Raw genomic sequence first — 16,782 nt, forward strand, 5'->3', positions numbered from 1 at the left:
GCCAAATGGCACGTTATTTCCGTCGTCGTAAGTTCTGCCGTTTCACAGCGGAAAATGTTGTTGAAATCGATTACAAAGATATCGCTACATTAAAGAACTACATTTCTGAAAGCGGCAAAATTGTACCAAGCCGCATTACCGGTACTCGTGCGAAGTACCAACGCCAATTAGCACGCGCAATCAAACGCGCTCGTTATTTAGCGTTATTACCTTACTCTGATTCTCATCACAATTAAGAAGGAGTTAGGAAATGCAAGTAATTCTTTTAGATAAAATCGTTCACCTAGGTAACGTAGGTGATCAAGTTAATGTTAAATCTGGTTTCGCTCGTAACTTCTTAATCCCTCAAGGTAAAGCAGTTATGGCAACTAAAGCTAACATTGAACACTTTGAAACTCGTCGTGCAGAGTTAGAAGCAGCGGCAGCAGCAAGTTTAGCAGCAGCTCAAGCTCGTGCAGCACAAGTGACTGCATTAGGTTCTGTAACTATCGCATCTAAAGCTGGTGAGGAAGGTCGTTTATTCGGCGCAATCACTACTCGTGATGTAGCAGAAGCAGTAACTGCAGCAGGCGTTGAAATCGCGAAAAGCGAAGTTCGTTTACCAAACGGTCCAATCCGTACTCTTGGTGATCACGATGTTCGTTTCCAACTTCACGGCGAAGTATTTGCAACATTAGATGTTATCGTTGTTGCAGAATAATTATCAAAGTATTTGATAAAAGAAAACCCGATGTAATGTCGGGTTTTTTGTTTTTCTAGATTAAGAAAATATTTTGGTTATTCGTCGAGAATAAAAAAGTGCGGTCATTTTTGACCGCACTTTTATTATCAATTTAGTGTTTTAAATTACAAACCTAATACAGCAAATAATACCCAGATTGTGTAAATCATGGCTAAACCGTAAAAGATAAATCCGCCTGCGGGCACGTGAATTTTAAGATCGTGCATTGCATGATGGATACGGTGTAAACCACACCACATTGGGAAAATGGTTAAAACTAAGATAACTAATTTTCCGATCCAAGAATAAGCGAATGTAATTAAGTTATGTGGATCAATTAATCCGAATGGTAACAATAAACCAAGGATTAAGATCACAACAGGGAAGAAAATCGCACTGACAGTCCCGCCAGCACCAAACATCAACCATACTGGTGGTTCACCAGAGCGTTTTGGATTTTGATCGACCATTTTTTCTCTCCCTACATATAAACTAAAATTAATGCGATAACACTAATCACAGCTGTCACTGCCCAAAGTGCATTTCTTAACACGTGATGTGGTAAACGTTCATTTTTAACAATGATGTTCATCACTTTTGGTGTCATCACGAAATAAGTTGCAGTGTGATATAAGGTCGCAATTAATGTGATGATATTTAAGAACACCACAATTGGATTTCTTAAGAAGCCAATGAAATCAACAATACCTAAGCCTGGTACAGGATTGCTTGCAAGGCAAAGTACACCGTAAAGCAATACGATACAGAACCATACAGCAAAGATAGAAGTTGCTTCACGTACCATATAAGCTTTGTAGAAATCCAATTTTTGCCACCAAGTAGCCGTCATTGGGCGAACATATTTTTTGCGTTTACTTACTGTTACTGACATATTCTTCCCCTTAGCCTTTTGGTTTTAGCATTGAGATAACATAATCTTTGGCACTTTCCACTTTGCCTTGGTTGATTGCAGAAGCTGGATCCACGTGTTTTGGACACACTTCAGAACAATAACCAACGAAAGTACAGCTCCAAACACCGTTTTTACCATTTAATAATGGCATACGTTGTGCTTTACCATGGTCACGGTTATCAAGGTTGTAACGGTGTGCCATTGTAATCGCTGCAGGGCCTAAGAATTCAGGGTTTAAACCAAATTGTGGACAGGCCGCATAGCATAAACCACAGTTGATACACATTGAGAATTGACGATATTTTTCAAGCTGTGCCGGCGTTTGTTTAGTACGGCTGACTTGCAATTCTTTTGATGGATGTGGTTTACCATCTAATGCTGGTGCTTCGTTACCAATAATATAAGGTTTAATTGCCTCTAAACTTTCAATAAAGTGGCTTAAATCAACCACTAAGTCGCGTTCAATAGGGAAGTTTGCTAATGGTTCAATACGCATATGGCCACTGTAATCACGTAAGAACGTTTTACAAGCCAATTTAGGTTTGTTATTCACCATCATCCCACAAGAACCGCAGATCGCCATACGGCAAGACCAGCGATAAGAAAGAGACGGTTCAAGTTTATCTTTAATGTAACCTAACGCATCTAAAAGAGAAGTTTGGTTATCATAAGGTACTTGATAAGAGCTTAAATGTGGCTCTTGATCGTTTTCTGGGTTGTAGCGTAATACTTCTACAGTCATTACCGGTGAATTAGCCATTTGCTTGCTCCTTAGCTTTCGCAGCCGCTTCTGCCGCTTCTGCTTCAGCACCATAAACACGTTTTGCTGGTTGAGATTTAGTGATTTTCACCGGGCTGTATTCAATACGCGGTGCATCATCGCCATTGTAGTAAGCAAGGGTGTGTTTTAAATAATTCACATCATCACGTTCAGTGTAGTCTAAGCGTTGGTGTGCACCACGAGACTCTTTACGTTCAATTGCAGAGTTGGCAATTGATTGTGCCACATCAAGGATGTAACCTAATTCTACGGTGTAAAGCACATCGGTATTGAATACGCTTGAACGGTCTGCAACACGAATACGTTTATAACGTTCTTTAAGCTCAGCAATTTTATCTACTGCTTTTTGCATGCTTTCTTGGTCACGGTAGATACCACAACCTTCTTCCATTACGGTACCCATTTCATCACGGATTTCAGACCAAGATTCGTTACCTTCTTGGTTATAAAGGGCTTCAAGGCGAGCCACAACATCTTGAGCTTGTGCATCAACTGCTGCACGGTTTGCAGGTTGTGCTTCTGCTGCACGTTGTGCGGCATATTCACCTGCAACACGGCCTAAAACCACTAATTCTGCAAGCGAGTTAGAACCTAAACGGTTTGCACCATGTAAGCCAGAAGATGCACATTCGCCTACAGCAAATAAACCTTTAATGCGAGTTTCGCTGTTGAAATCCACTTCGATACCACCCATGGTGTAGTGAACAACCGGGCGAACCGGAATTGGTTCATTAACTGGGTTTACACCTTCATAAGCACTTGCTAATTCACAAATGAATGGAAGACGTTCATGTAAATATTTTTCACCTAAGTGACGTAAGTCAAGGTGAACCACATCAACACCTTTTGCTGTTTTTAAGGTGTTGCCTTTTTTCCATTCTTGCCAGAAAGCTTGTGAAACTTTATCACGTGGACCAAGTTCCATATATTTGTTTTCAGGTTTGCCGATTGGGGTTTCAGGGCCTAGACCATAATCTTGTAAATAACGGTAGCCGTTTTTATTCACTAAGATACCGCCTTCACCACGACAACCTTCAGTCATTAAGATACCGGTGTTTGGTAAGCCGGTTGGGTGATATTGGACGAATTCCATATCACGAAGAGGAACACCGTGACGATATGCCATTGATAAACCATCACCAGTTACGATACCGCCGTTGGTGTTGAATTTAAATGCACGACAACCACCACCAGTTGCAATCACAACCGCATTTGCGTTGATTTGAACAAGTGAACCTTCCATCATATTCATCGCCACCATACCGCGAGCATGACCATCATCAACTAAGATGTCTAAAACGAAGTGCTCGTCAAAGCGTTGAATTTGTGGATATTGAATGGATGTTTGGAAAAGAGTATGTAATAAGTGGAAACCGGTTTTATCTGCCGCGAACCAAGTACGCTCGATTTTCATCCCACCGAAACGACGCACGTTCACATCACCATCAGCTTTACGGCTCCAAGGACAGCCCCAACGTTCAAGTTGAGTCATTTCTACTGGAGAATGTTCAACGAAGTATTCCACCACATCTTGTTCACATAACCAGTCACCACCGGCAACGGTATCGTGGAAGTGTTTATCGTAGGAATCTTCCTCTTTAATTACTGCGGCCGCACCACCTTCTGCTGCAACCGTATGGCTACGCATAGGATAAACCTTAGAAACTAATGCGATCTTTAAGTTAGGGTTTGCTTCTGCTGCTGCAATTGCTGCACGTAAACCGCCGCCACCGGCACCAACAATAGCAATATCGACATTAACCGTTTGCACGATATCCTCCAATCAATAGAAAGTAAAAAAATAAAATGCCCTAAATAAATAGGGGATATATTGCCATTCTGCCATTTTTGTTTACAAATTAGTAACCTTTTTTCCGGAATAAACGGATAAAATATCAAAAGTGTGATCTAACTCAAAAAAGTTACTTTTTTTATATTTTTTAGATGATAACCGTTTTCGTTTAAGAATGATTTAGTCGGATTATTGAGTTAAAAATCGCTCTTGTTTACAATAGCCTTATTCATTTTAAAGGTGAAAACGGAGAAAAAATGACCGCACTTAGTGATAAAAAAACAGAATGGCAACCTTCTGCATCAATTCAAAACTTATTGGCGCGAGCCAAAATCATTGCGGATATCCGCCAGTTTTTTACTGAACGGGGATTATTAGAAGTGGAAACCCCTGTTTTAAGTGAGTTTGGCGTAACAGATCTTCACCTTTCCACCTTTAATACGGAATTTGTTGCCCCTTTTGATGAACTCTCGAAAACGCTCTGGCTTTCTACCAGCCCCGAATATCACATGAAGCGTTTATTGGCGGCAGGCAGTGGGCCGATCTTTCAAATTGGCAAAGTATTCCGTAATGAAGAAGCAGGGAATCGCCATAATCCGGAATTCACCATGCTCGAATGGTATCGACCACACTTTGATATGTATCGTCTAATGAATGAAGTAGATGATTTGTTACAACAGATCCTCGATTGCAAACCGGCAGAAACCTTAAGTTATCAGTTTGTTTTCCAAGAATATGTCGGATTAGATCCATTATCAGCCTCTCGTCAAGAGCTGGTGGAAGCGGCGCGTAAACATAACTTTATGGCAGATGAAGATGAAGATCGTGATACCTTATTACAATTTCTATTCAGTGAAGTGGTGGAGCCTAAAATTGGGCAAGAGGCGCCTGTTGCGGTTTATCATTTCCCTTCTTCCCAAGCCGCTCTCGCACAACTTAGCCCAGAAGATAGCCGTGTGGCAGAACGTTTTGAGTTCTATTATAAAGGCTTAGAGTTAGCCAACGGTTTTCATGAACTCACGGATGCACGCGAACAACAATACCGCTTTGAAAAAGACAATCGCCTACGGGAAAAAGCAGGCTTGCCACAGCGTAAAATTGACTATCGTTTTCTCGGGGCGTTACAAGCAGGCATTCCCAATACCTCCGGTGTGGCTTTAGGGGTCGATCGATTAATTATGATTGCATTAGGCGCTGAAAGTATTAAAGAAGTGATTTCATTTTCGATAGAATGTGCTTAGTTTGCTCAAAAAGTATTCATTATTTCTTCTGAAATGAATAAAAAAGAAGAACAAATTGCTCAAAATTGAGCGATCATTGTATAGACAAAATTCTGAAAAGTTCGATGTGAAAGGATTTTTTGATTAAAAAATATCCTTTTTTGCGCAAAAAATGTGATCTTGATCCGATTTTAGAAAATTGAAACGGATCCTCCATTGACACTATAGGTTTATTTTGTAATATTTGCGACGTCTATTTCGGTGATTGAACTTTTTATGAAAAATTGCTTCAATCAAAAATCATAGGTAACAACCAAAAGGAATAACAATTATGAAAAAGACACTAGCAGCATTAATCGTTTCTGCAGTTGCAGCTTCAGCAGCAAACGCAGCAGTAGTTTATGATAACGAAGGTACTAAAGTTGAATTAGGCGGTTCTCTTCGTTTAATCATGGAAAAAGCGGATAAAAAAGAGTACGACGCCGCTAACCACTCAACCAAAAAAGCTAACTCTGCTTTACGTAATGCAGGTTCACGTTTTGTCGTTAAAGTAAAACACAATTTAGATAATGATTTCTATGCATTAGGTAACTTAGAGTTACGTTTTGATGATACAGCTTCACGTGATAAATTTGGTGGAGCTTATGCTAAACGTGCTTATGTAGGTTTAGGTAGTCAGTCAGTTGGTGAAATCAAATTTGGTCGTCAATTAACTATCGCGGATGATTTAAGTCAAGCAGTTGACTATGAATATGGTTTCATTCCAAAAGAAGATTATATTCGTACTTCAGGTACTGGTGTAGTTCGTTATGACTATAAAGGTATTGAAGGTTTACAATTAAGTGCAAACTATAACTTTGGTCAACGTCATAATGAGAAAGGTCAAGATTTACAGAAATTATCTGAACCAAAACCGTACATTAAAAATGCTTTTGCTTTAGGTGCATTATATACAGCTGGCGATCTTGATGCTCGTTTTGCTTATGGTCATACTAACTTTGAAACTGGAGCATCATACTCTGATCGTGTGGACGCTATCTTAGCGTCATTAGGTTATAAATTTGGTGATTTCAAATTAACTGGTGACTTCGGTTATGCGCACGAGAAAGATGGTGATTACAAATTAAATAAATTCTATGTGTCTCCAGGTTTTGCATATCAAGTATCTCCTGCATCTAAAGTGTACGGTAACTACCTATACGAACGTGCGAAAGGTGATGAAGGTGATAAAGCTAAAACTCACGGTTTCTTACTTGGTGCGGATTACCAACTTCATAAACAAGTTGTATTATTCGTAGAAGGTAAATATGTGACTACTAAAGAGTACGTTGCTGATACTCTCGATAAGAAAACTAAAGATAGAGCTATCGGTGTAGGTATGCGTGTATTCTTCTAATCTTTGATTAGATAAAAATCTTAAAAGGCGAATCGAAAGGTTCGCCTTTTTGTTTATCTTTTTAAATCTCCCCAAACCCCTCTTTACAAAAGAGGAGCTTTTTTATGATGTTGCTTTTAGTAGTTTTATTGGGAATATATTTGAGAGAGTTAAGAACGGAGAACGTTTATGGGCTATTAAGCTCCCCCTCTTTCGCAAAGAGGGGGCTGGGGGGAGATTTAATTATTTCAATCTATCCAAAACCAATTTCCCTATCATTTCAATATGGGCTTTTTCAGCATTCAAGGCAGGGATGTAGTGATAAGACACACCACCATGATTTAAGAATGTTTCTTTATTTTCAACCTCAATTTCTTCTAAGGTTTCTAAACAATCCACTGAAAAACCTGGGCAAATTACCGCTATTTTTTGAATCCCTTGAGAAGCGGCTTCTTCTAAAAAGTGATCGGTATAAGGTTGCAACCATTCTTCTCGGCCAAAGCGAGATTGGAAAGTCATATTCCATTGGTTTTCTGTCAAGCCTAATTTATCCACAATGGTAATGGTGGTTTGTTTGCAGTGCTGACGATAATAATCGCCCATATTCTCATAACGCAATGGAATGCCATGATAAGAAAAAAGCAAAAACTCATCGGGTTTTAACTGCACTTTAATCGAATCCACTAAGGCATTAATGTAGTTTTCATCAAGATGATAAGAATGAATAAACTCAAAAGGCACAATATTACGTTCTTGCGCAATGGCACGATTGAAGGCATCGATTAATGCGCCCGTTGTGGTACTAGAATATTGCGGATAAAGCGGCAACACAATCATGCGTTCCACGTCATTTTTAAGTAAATTTTTGACCGCACTTTGCATTGAAGGATTACCATAAGTCATGGCAATTTCGACTTGTGCATTAATGCCTTGTTCATTTAAATAAGCCTGTAAACCGGCTTGTTGTTGCTTTGTAATGGCTAGTAGGGGAGAGCCTTGTTCTGTCCAAATAGCTTGATAATTTTGAGCAATACGTTTAGAACGCATTGGTAAAATAATGGCTTTTAAAAGGGGATACCATTTCCAACGAGGCAAATCGACCACACGGGGATCCATTAAAAAATCCGCTAAATAACGGGAGATCGCAGCGGGTTGAGGGGCATCAGGCGTACCAAGGTTCGCTAAAATGATGCCAATTTTTTGAGTTGTAGTCATAAATGTTTGATATAAAGCGTTAATCGAGAAACGCAGCAAAGTTTATCTTGTTCATCGCGAATGTCAATTTGCCAAACATGGGTATTTTGACTTAAAGCAATTGGCGTTGCCTTTGCGGTAACAAAACCTTTTTTCGCTGGGCGAAGATGATTGGCGTTGATATCTAATCCCAAGGCAACTTGCCCTTCTTCTATACAGAGAAATCCTGCTAATGAACCAATGGTTTCAGCCAACGCCACAGACACACCGCCATGTAATAAACCGAAAGGCTGTGTGGTGCGATGATCAACTGGCATTTTTGCCTCAATCCAGTTTTCACCATAAGCCGAAATCTCAATGCCTAAATGCCCAACAGCGCAATGTTTTCCCATTTCATTAAGCTGCTCAAGGGTGAATGCTTTTTTCCAAATTGCCATGTACTTTTCCTTATCTTATTTGATGGCGTTAGTGTGATCTAATTCGACACTTTCGTAAAGAAAAAAGAAAGGCTAAGTTGTGCTTTTAGCCTCTAAATGTGTCTATTTTTTAAACAAAATTTTACATATCTTTAAATTTTTTGTAAAAAACGCCAGAAATCTTTACATATATTTACATAACTTAAAATTTACCTTAATTAATTGTAATTTTTAGTAAATATTTTTTTAGATGCTTCCTTTTTATACAAAGTTCGCTTAGAATAAAGTGTTCTGACCAGAAAGGTAAGGGGAACTGTTGTCAAAATTTGTGGTCGTCGCCTTTCTGACGTTGAATTTTTCGGCGCTGTTGCATCAGTGACAGCTTCTTAATCATCCTAATAAAAGGAATAATTTTATATGAACAAAGTGTTTAAAGTTATTTGGAATCATGCTACACAAACGTGGACTGCAGTTTCTGAACTTGGGCATGCTAAAGGTAAAACCAAATCTAAAAAAATCGTTAAATTGACCGCACTTGCGGGTGCTGTTCTTGGTGTAGTGGGTACTGCTCAAGCTGCAGTGGATGTAGATTCTAGTTCTATTACGATTGCATCTAATCATCCAACAGCAAATGAAGCCACAAAAGGCAAACAAAATATTAATATCGGTACCGGTGCTAATACTTACAGAAGCGCAAATGGCAAAGTATCTCATGATGCAATTGCAATTGGTTCTAACGCAACAGGTACGGGCGATGCTGCAGTGGCTATTGGTTTGGAAGCTAGTGCAACAGAACAAAATGGTGTTGCTATCGGTCATAAGGCAAAAAATACTTCACAAAGCTCAGTAGCAATTGGTGAAAATGCAACATCAAGTAAAGATATGGATGTGGCAGTTGGTAAGGGTGCTGCAGCTTCAGGTGGTGAATCTCTTGCTTTTGGTTCTGAGGCTAACTCAAGTGCTAAAGCTGCGATTTCCGTTGGTAAATCATCTGTTGCAGCAGGTGATTCTGCGGTAGCGACAGGTTATTTGGCAAATGCAGGTGCGGCTAATACTGTTGCTACAGGTAAGAGTGCTACTGCGAGTGTTGATAATGCAGTTGCTGTTGGTGTGCAAACTAATGCTAGTGCTCGTAATGCCATGGCATTAGGTGGTTATTCTTCAGCTTCTGGTGAGCGTGCAACAGCAGTGGGTGCAGCATCAAAAGCATCAGGCACTGCTTCATTTGCGGGTGGTACATCTGCAAATGCTTCTGGTACAAACTCTGTAGCTATCGGTGGCTCAATGACTCCAGCTGATGCTGCACAAGCAACAGGTGCTAATACAACTGCGATTGGTACAGGTGCAAAAGCAGAAAAAGATAATGCGGTTGCATTAGGTTCAGGGTCTACGACATCTGATTTTGTTCCAACTAGTTCAGCAACTGTTGGCACTTTAACTTATAGTGGTTTTGCAGGTAGCAATAGTTCATTAGGTAATGGTGCTGTAGTGTCAGTAGGTGGTCCAGTAACTCCGACTAATCAACTAGGTTCTGCACGCCAAATTCAAAATGTAGCAGCAGGTCGAATTGATGCTGCTTCAACCGATGCAGTGAATGGTTCACAACTTTATGTTGTAGCAAGTAAATTAGATGAAAAAATTCATAACCATCACTGGATTGCGAGTGGTAACCAAACAGCGGGCGCTCAACATGCCAATACAAGTATTTATAACAATGGTGTTGTTGATTTCCAAAATGGTAACGGTACGATTGCAACCGTAACGAATGAAACGTTAGATCAAAGCACTGGAACCAAAAAAACAGTGGTTAAATACCACGCAAATATCGTAGCTGGTGATAACACAACAGTTGACTATAACGCTGATGGTTCAGTTAAAATTAGTGCGAATGTATCTGGCGGTACAGATACTACTGCGAAAGTGATAACGGGTTCTCCAAATGCATTAATTGTAACGAATACAACAACAGATAATGTAACAACTTATAATGTAAGTGTAAAAACAGGTGATATTTCTACTACAACCGCAGGTGCAGCTACCTATGATAAAGATGGTGACAATGCAGCGAGTGGTAATTATGGTTCTCGTTTAACTAACGTAAGTACCGTAACAAATATCGTGAATAATGTTTCATGGCATTTGAATTCTGAAGCGGTACCAGGGACAAGTGGTACACTTATCACTGGTAGTGATACTGAAGCTTCAAATGTTCGTGCATCAAACACCGTAAACATTAATGCGGGTGACAACATTGCAATCAAACGTAACGGTAATACCATTGAAATCAGCTCAACTGGTGGTGCTAAAGGTGATACCGGTGCAACAGGTGCGAAAGGTGATACCGGTGCAGCAGGTGCGAAAGGTGATACTGGTGCAGCAGGTGCGAAAGGTGATACTGGTGATAGCATCACTGGTGAAGTTTTAGATAACGGCGACGGTACTCATACTATCACTATCACTAATTTAGGTGATGGCTCAGTGACCACTACTATCGTAAAAGACGGTAAAGACGGTAAAAACGGTAAAGACGGTGCAACTGGTGCAGCAGGTAAAAACGCTGAAGCAAGTGTTGTAAACAACGGTAACGGTACACACACAGTCACTATCGTAGATGGCAACGGTCAAACCACTTCAACAGTTGTTAAAGATGGTAAAAATGCAGAAGCATCTGTTACAAACAACGGTAATGGTACACATACATTAACTGTCGTAGATGGTAACGGTAACACTACCACCACTATCGTTAAAGATGGTGCAACTGGTGCGAAAGGTGATACTGGTGCAGCAGGTGCGAAAGGTGATACCGGTGCAGCAGGTGCGAAAGGTGCTGATGGTAAAAATGCTGAAGCAAGTGTTGTAAACAACGGTAACGGTACACACACAGTCACTATCGTAGATGGCAACGGTCAAACCACTTCAACAGTTGTTAAAGATGGTAAAAATGCTGAAGCATCTGTTACAAACAACGGTAATGGTACACATACATTAACTGTCGTGGATGGTAACGGTAACACTACCACCACTATCGTTAAAGATGGTGCAACCGGTGCAGCAGGTGCGAAAGGTGACACTGGTGCAACTGGTGAGAAAGGTGATAAAGGTGATAGCATTACAGGTGAGGTTGTAGATAACGGCGACGGTACTCATACTATCACTATCACTAATTTAGGTGATGGCTCAGTGACCACTACTATCGTAAAAGATGGTAAAGATGGTAAAGACGGTAAAGATGGTGCGACTGGTGCAGCAGGTAAAAACGCTGAAGCAAGTGTTGTAAACAACGGTAACGGTACACACACAGTCACTATCGTAGATGGCAACGGTCAAACCACTTCAACAGTTGTTAAAGATGGTAAAAATGCAGAAGCATCTGTTACAAACAACGGTAATGGTACACATACATTAACTGTCGTAGATGGTAACGGTAACACTACCACCACTATCGTTAAAGATGGTGCAACTGGTGCGAAAGGTGATACTGGTGCAGCAGGTGCGAAAGGTGATACCGGTGCGAAAGGTGCTGACGGTAAAAATGCTGAAGCAAGTGTTGTAAATAACGGTAACGGTACACACACAGTCACTATCGTGGATGGTAACGGTCAAACTACTTCAACAGTTGTTAAAGATGGTAAAAATGCTGAAGCATCTGTTACAAACAACGGTAACGGTACTCATACAGTAACTATCGTGGATGGTAACGGTCAAACCACTTCAACAGTTGTTAAAGATGGTAAAAATGCTGAAGCATCTGTTACAAACAACGGTAACGGTACACATACAGTCACTATCGTAGATGGTAACGGTAAAACGACCACCACTGTTGTTAAAGATGGTGCAAAAGGTGAAAAAGGTGATACCGGTGCGAAAGGTGCTGACGGTAAAAATGCTGAAGCAAGTGTTGTAAATAATGGTAACGGTACTCATACAGTCACTATCGTGGATGGTAACGGTCAAACCACTTCAACAGTTGTTAAAGATGGTAAAAATGCTGAAGCATCTGTTACAAACAACGGTAACGGTACTCATACAGTAACTATCGTTGATGGTAACGGTCAAACCACTTCAACAGTTGTTAAAGATGGTAAAGACGGTAAAGACGGTGTGATGACTTGGAATATCAAGTCTACTGGTGAGAAACCTGATGGTACCAAGGAAAACACTAAACAAAATATTAAGGACACCCATACTGTTGAAATGTCTGCAGGCAAAAATTTAACTATTGAACAAACAAATGATCCTAACGGGGTTGCAGGTGCAAAAGTTGAATTTGCCTTAAACAGCAATGTAACCAACTTAGATAAAGTTGTTGTTAATGGTAAAGATGGTGTAGATGGTAAAGATGGTGTAACCATTACTGCTCCTGGTGGTAAAGATGGTAACGACGGTTTAGACGGCAAAGTTGGAATCAGTGGTAAAGACGGCAAAGATGCAGTTTCTATCTCTGGTAAAGATGGCGTTGGTCAAATCGGCTTAACCGGACCGAAAGGTGCAGATGGTAAAGATGGTGCATCAGTAACCATTTCAACAGATAAAGGTACAACCACAGTAGCTGAACGCGATGGTGGTGAAAAGATTAACCGTGTTATCTATACTGATAAAGATAAAGATGGCAATGATATCAAACGTGAAATTGCAACGCTTGATGATGGCTTGAAATTCACAGGTGATGATGGTCAAACAGTTAATCGTACTTTAGGTTCTAACCTTAATATTAAGGGTGGTGCGACAGATTCAACAACAGCGAAAAACATTCGTGTGACCAAAGCTGCGGATGGTGAAGGCTTAGATGTGAATCTTGCGAATAACATTAAGTTAGATAACAATGGTAGCCTTAATATTGGTGGTACAACAGTTAAAGATGGTGATATCCAAATTGGCGATACTCACATTAAAAATGGTTCAGTAACCAATTTAGACCATCACATTGACAACCCAACAACAGTTGTGGATGACAGCGTGTTAAATATCACTGATGAGAAGAAAAAAGAAGCCGCAACAGTTGGTGATGTATTGAACTCAGGTTGGAACTTACAAGCAAATGGTAAACCGGTTGATGCAGTAACGCACGGCAACAACGTGAACTTTGCAAGTGATAAAGGTACTGTGACAGTTACAGCGAACTCAGATGGTAAAACATCTGTTGTAAACTTAGATGTTAACGTTGATAACGATACCATCACTGTGAATAATAAAGGACAATTAGTCGCTAGCGGTGCAACCAACTTTAATGTTGCAACTAAAGATGGTGGCAACAAAGTTGCTAAGAAAGGCGGTAGCTCAACAACGAAAATTACCGCAGGTAAAACAATTACTTACACTGCAGGTAAAAACATCGCGATTGAGCAAAATGGTGGCGACATCCTTGTTTCAACAACAAATGATGTAGACCACAACAGCGTAACCACAAATGACTTAACAGTTAACAAAGGTGGTAACATTGATATGGGTGGTAACCAAATTCACAACGTGAAAGCGGGTACTAAAGATACTGATGCGGTTAACGTATCTCAATTGAAACAATCAATTGGTGACGTACATAAACGTATCAATAAAGTGGGTAAAGAAGCTCGCGGCGGTATCGCAGGTGCTAACGCAGCAGCAGGTTTACCACAAGTTTACATCCCGGGTAAATCAATGGTTGCTGCTTCTGCAGGTACTTTCAAAGGTGAAAGTGCTGTAGCAGTAGGTTACTCACGTTCAAGCGACAATGGTAAAGTTATCTTTAAACTTCAAGGTAACGCAAATACCCAAGGCGACGTAGGTGGCTCTGTGGGTGTAGGTTACCAATGGTAATTTAACTTTCCATTAAGATAGATAAAAACCCAGCTTCGGCTGGGTTTTTTATTTGTACCAAATTAAGGATGAAATGGGATAGAGTGAGCACACAATAACATTTCTAAAAAATAGTTTTGTGATTAATTAGACAAACTTAAGGATATCTACCCTAAATGACCACTTCAGAAAAAATTAATATTGCGTTTGCGATTGATGCCAAATATACGCCCCATTTAGAAGCGTTGCTAAAATCCATTTGCTACTATAATAAGAATGTAAACTTTTATGTCTTACATAATGATATTCCACAAGAATGGTTTGAAGGGATTCAATGCAAATTAGAGAAAATGGGCTATAACCTATTTTGTATTCATATTTCTGACGATATTTTTAAAGATTATAAAACGTTGGAACATATTTCTTCGTCAAGCAGTTATTACCGACTCATGATCCCAAAACTGATTAATCAAGCACGCGTCTTGTATTTAGATGCAGATATTATTGTGAATGGATCATTATCTGATTTTTATTATAGCGATCTTAATGGCGCACCTGTTGGTGTTGTAAAGGATTATGGGATGGGGGAACACTTTCCGTTTCCTTATTTAGATGCATCCGTTTCCAAAAAATATTTCAACAGCGGTGTTCTACTTATTGATTGTGCTAAGTGGAGAAATGAGGGTTTAGTTAATACTTTATTGCAAACAGTTGAAGAGTATGGTGACCAGGTGCTATATGGGGATCAATGTATTTTGAATATCGTTTTACGAGAAAAGGCAAAATATTATAGTTTTACTGAAAATGCTCAGGTGCAATATATTGAAAAAATTAAACGTGAGCATGATATTACTCAAGTTAATCTCAATATTCCACCTCTTATTATCCATTATGCTGCAAAGCATAAGCCTTGGGATAATCATAACCCGACATTATTTGAACGTGAAAAATATTGGTTTTTCCGCCATCTAGATTGGTCTTATCTTATTATGCGACCGAATAAAATTTTATAGAGCGCTTACAAAACCCGATAATTAGCGTAATTTCTGTGCAAGGTCGAGAATGAGTTTCCCAAGTATAGGAAGTGGATCGTTATTTATTAGATGTTGATATTTCAATGCTAATTTCCTAGAGCGAAGAGGTTGTTGGCAAGCAATTTGTATTTGTTTCTCATCAGATGCACGATAGTTATAGGCAATTAGACGGAGTTCATCTAATAAGGTTAAATTATGTCGAATAAAAGTTTCAATAATATCACTTTCATTATGCACCATACTTAAGCCAACTAGTTTCTACTCATCTCCATTTACCTTATTATTAAACGGCTAATGTTTTTTAAAGGTGCTCTTTTGCAAACATCAAATTGTCTAGTAATAGTTTTCTATTTGGTTCTGGTACTGCTGGATTAAATAATAATTCGACGCAAAGATCATGGCAAAGCTGATAATTTCCCACCGAATTGGCACTCATAGCCAATTCCTCTTTAGCTTTCCATTCATAAACAGCGTGATCCACAAAAAGAATATCTTTACTTAGCGGGATGTTTGCCGCCACAGTTGCATAAATATAAGACAGTCTGGCTTTGTTGTGGTAGCGTAGTTGGCGAGCTAAATGATAAAGACTTTCCGCACGTTGTGGGCGATATTCATAAGTAGCCAATAATAAATTTTGTATTTCATTGAGTGATGCATTTAATTCAATTTTTAATAGGGCAATTTGGAGAAGTGAATAATAAACTTCTTCATACCATCCCCCTAAATTTGCACGTTTGGCATACCACTCAATGGCCTTTTCAGGCATATCTGCATCACGATAAGATTGTGCGGTATAAAACGCATAGCGATCTTTAAGATCTTCATCTTCAGGTGAATTGAAGGCTTTTTCTAACACTTGAGCATCTTGGAAATATTTTTGTGGATTGTTGCTACGCGCCCCAAAACGACCACTAATCACATAATAATCACCAAAGATTTTTTGCTCCACAACGGTTTTTTTACGTTGTTCGACAAATTCATGCAATACGCCACGCCAGTAGAATGAGCCATCATTACGAAACATAAGCGTACGGAAATAAACATTTGCACCCGTTACACTATTTGCCATGCGGAAATAATAGCGATCGCTCGTCAGTTCTTCAGGTAATACAAAATTTCCTTCAAAGCGATCATCAGCATCAAAGATTAATACATAATCTGTTTTTCCTTGTGCATGTTGTAGAGCACAATTTCGATTATGGGCAAAGTTTACCCATTCATCGTGATGAATTTCGCCTTGAATACCTTTTTCATCAAAGAATTGTTTGATAATGTCTGCAGTATTGTCGTCCGAGCCTGTATCACTAATGACATAATAATCTAATGGAACATGAGTAATAATGTTCTCTAATGTATCTCGGATGATAGCTGATTCATTTTTGACAATCATATTCAAACAGATTGTTTTTTTATCAGTTCTTTGAGGCATTTTTCTATCTCTTATGTTTATTATTCATTCAAATTTATTTCTCTTTAGAGTTGAAGAGCATTATAGCGAAAATACATTTTGCTTGCTGAAAATTATGCGAAAAATGACCGCACTTTTTCTCGCATATAGACAATT

14 protein-coding genes are annotated in these 16,782 nt (G+C 39.4%); 6 read left to right on the forward strand and 8 right to left on the reverse strand.

Translation table 11 applies throughout. From position 1 onward, the window contains the following. Window positions 1-5: 5 nt before the first annotated feature. Together rpsR and rplI are read left to right on the forward strand one after the other, a co-directional pair. Window positions 6-236 (forward strand): 30S ribosomal protein S18, encoded by a 231-nt coding sequence (gene rpsR, locus INP93_RS04270; protein WP_005696867.1) that lies wholly within the window; start codon window positions 6-8, stop codon window positions 234-236. A gap of 14 nt (window positions 237-250) precedes the next feature. Next, window positions 251-700, forward strand: a complete 450-nt coding sequence (gene rplI, locus INP93_RS04275) for a 50S ribosomal protein L9 (protein ID WP_049368816.1) — start codon at window positions 251-253, stop codon at window positions 698-700. A 146-nt stretch (window positions 701-846) separates the two neighbouring features. Here rplI and frdD read toward each other — a convergent pair whose 3' ends face one another. From frdD to frdA, 4 genes are read right to left on the reverse strand one after another with little or no spacing between them, the layout of a single operon-like run. After that, window positions 847-1,191 carry a fumarate reductase subunit FrdD gene (frdD, locus tag INP93_RS04280; protein ID WP_005696863.1) on the reverse strand — a complete coding sequence of 115 codons (345 nt, stop codon included), beginning with the start codon at window positions 1,189-1,191 and terminating at the stop codon, window positions 847-849. A gap of 11 nt (window positions 1,192-1,202) precedes the next feature. Further along, window positions 1,203-1,613 carry a fumarate reductase subunit FrdC gene (gene frdC, locus INP93_RS04285; protein WP_005696862.1) on the reverse strand — a complete coding sequence of 137 codons (411 nt, stop codon included), beginning with the start codon at window positions 1,611-1,613 and terminating at the stop codon, window positions 1,203-1,205. Window positions 1,614-1,623: 10 nt separating this feature from the next. Continuing rightward, window positions 1,624-2,394: a succinate dehydrogenase/fumarate reductase iron-sulfur subunit gene (locus tag INP93_RS04290; RefSeq protein WP_005696861.1), complete on the reverse strand. Its 771-nt coding sequence runs from the start codon at window positions 2,392-2,394 to the stop codon at window positions 1,624-1,626. Continuing rightward, window positions 2,387-4,186: a fumarate reductase (quinol) flavoprotein subunit gene (gene frdA, locus INP93_RS04295; protein WP_032825757.1), complete on the reverse strand. Its 1,800-nt coding sequence runs from the start codon at window positions 4,184-4,186 to the stop codon at window positions 2,387-2,389. The genes INP93_RS04290 and frdA overlap by 8 nt, the downstream gene beginning before the upstream one ends. Before the next feature lie 278 nt (window positions 4,187-4,464). On the opposite strand from frdA, the gene epmA reads away from it, so the two are divergent. Both epmA and INP93_RS04305 read left to right on the forward strand, forming a co-directional pair. Then, window positions 4,465-5,448 (forward strand): elongation factor P--(R)-beta-lysine ligase, encoded by a 984-nt coding sequence (epmA, locus tag INP93_RS04300; protein WP_197545231.1) that lies wholly within the window; start codon window positions 4,465-4,467, stop codon window positions 5,446-5,448. 310 nt (window positions 5,449-5,758) lie between these two features. Then, window positions 5,759-6,823: a porin gene (locus tag INP93_RS04305; RefSeq protein ID WP_197545232.1), complete on the forward strand. Its 1,065-nt coding sequence runs from the start codon at window positions 5,759-5,761 to the stop codon at window positions 6,821-6,823. 222 nt (window positions 6,824-7,045) lie between these two features. On the opposite strand, the gene hemH is transcribed toward INP93_RS04305, so the two are convergent. Continuing rightward, window positions 7,046-8,017, reverse strand: a complete 972-nt coding sequence (gene hemH / locus INP93_RS04310; protein ID WP_197545233.1) for a ferrochelatase — start codon at window positions 8,015-8,017, stop codon at window positions 7,046-7,048. Continuing rightward, window positions 8,014-8,433: a hotdog fold thioesterase gene (locus tag INP93_RS04315; protein WP_049365336.1), complete on the reverse strand. Its 420-nt coding sequence runs from the start codon at window positions 8,431-8,433 to the stop codon at window positions 8,014-8,016. The genes hemH and INP93_RS04315 overlap by 4 nt, the downstream gene beginning before the upstream one ends. A gap of 396 nt (window positions 8,434-8,829) precedes the next feature. Here INP93_RS04315 and INP93_RS04320 point away from each other — a divergent pair, with 396 nt between their 5' ends. Further along, on the forward strand, window positions 8,830-14,205 hold the full coding sequence (locus tag INP93_RS04320; RefSeq protein ID WP_197545234.1) for a collagen-flanked surface repeat-containing protein: 5,376 nt from the start codon (window positions 8,830-8,832) through the stop codon (window positions 14,203-14,205). Window positions 14,206-14,360: 155 nt separating this feature from the next. Then, window positions 14,361-15,197, forward strand: a complete 837-nt coding sequence (locus INP93_RS04325) for a glycosyltransferase family 8 protein (RefSeq protein ID WP_197545235.1) — start codon at window positions 14,361-14,363, stop codon at window positions 15,195-15,197. 21 nt (window positions 15,198-15,218) lie between these two features. On the opposite strand, the gene INP93_RS04330 is transcribed toward INP93_RS04325, so the two are convergent. Both INP93_RS04330 and INP93_RS04335 read right to left on the reverse strand, forming a co-directional pair. After that, window positions 15,219-15,458 (reverse strand): hypothetical protein, encoded by a 240-nt coding sequence (locus INP93_RS04330; RefSeq protein ID WP_232087619.1) that lies wholly within the window; start codon window positions 15,456-15,458, stop codon window positions 15,219-15,221. A gap of 61 nt (window positions 15,459-15,519) precedes the next feature. Then, on the reverse strand, window positions 15,520-16,647 hold the full coding sequence (locus INP93_RS04335) for a glycosyltransferase (RefSeq protein ID WP_197545236.1): 1,128 nt from the start codon (window positions 16,645-16,647) through the stop codon (window positions 15,520-15,522). Window positions 16,648-16,782: the final 135 nt, after the last annotated feature.

The organism is Haemophilus parainfluenzae, assembly GCF_014931415.1.
In the GTDB taxonomy this organism is placed as follows: domain Bacteria; phylum Pseudomonadota; class Gammaproteobacteria; order Enterobacterales; family Pasteurellaceae; genus Haemophilus_D; species Haemophilus_D parainfluenzae_AF.

Coding starts and splice junctions, on each gene's coding strand:
- rpsR (WP_005696867.1), top strand. CDS start 6: ATGGCACGTTATTTCCGTCGTCGTAAGTTCTGCCGTTTCACAGCGGAA.
- rplI (WP_049368816.1), top strand. CDS start 251: ATGCAAGTAATTCTTTTAGATAAAATCGTTCACCTAGGTAACGTAGGT.
- frdD (WP_005696863.1), bottom strand. CDS start 1,191: ATGGTCGATCAAAATCCAAAACGCTCTGGTGAACCACCAGTATGGTTG.
- frdC (WP_005696862.1), bottom strand. CDS start 1,613: ATGTCAGTAACAGTAAGTAAACGCAAAAAATATGTTCGCCCAATGACG.
- INP93_RS04290 (WP_005696861.1), bottom strand. CDS start 2,394: ATGGCTAATTCACCGGTAATGACTGTAGAAGTATTACGCTACAACCCA.
- epmA (WP_197545231.1), top strand. CDS start 4,465: ATGACCGCACTTAGTGATAAAAAAACAGAATGGCAACCTTCTGCATCA.
- INP93_RS04305 (WP_197545232.1), top strand. CDS start 5,759: ATGAAAAAGACACTAGCAGCATTAATCGTTTCTGCAGTTGCAGCTTCA.
- hemH (WP_197545233.1), bottom strand. CDS start 8,017: ATGACTACAACTCAAAAAATTGGCATCATTTTAGCGAACCTTGGTACG.
- INP93_RS04315 (WP_049365336.1), bottom strand. CDS start 8,433: ATGGCAATTTGGAAAAAAGCATTCACCCTTGAGCAGCTTAATGAAATG.
- INP93_RS04320 (WP_197545234.1), top strand. CDS start 8,830: ATGAACAAAGTGTTTAAAGTTATTTGGAATCATGCTACACAAACGTGG.
- INP93_RS04325 (WP_197545235.1), top strand. CDS start 14,361: ATGACCACTTCAGAAAAAATTAATATTGCGTTTGCGATTGATGCCAAA.
- INP93_RS04330 (WP_232087619.1), bottom strand. CDS start 15,458: ATGGTGCATAATGAAAGTGATATTATTGAAACTTTTATTCGACATAAT.
- INP93_RS04335 (WP_197545236.1), bottom strand. CDS start 16,647: ATGCCTCAAAGAACTGATAAAAAAACAATCTGTTTGAATATGATTGTC.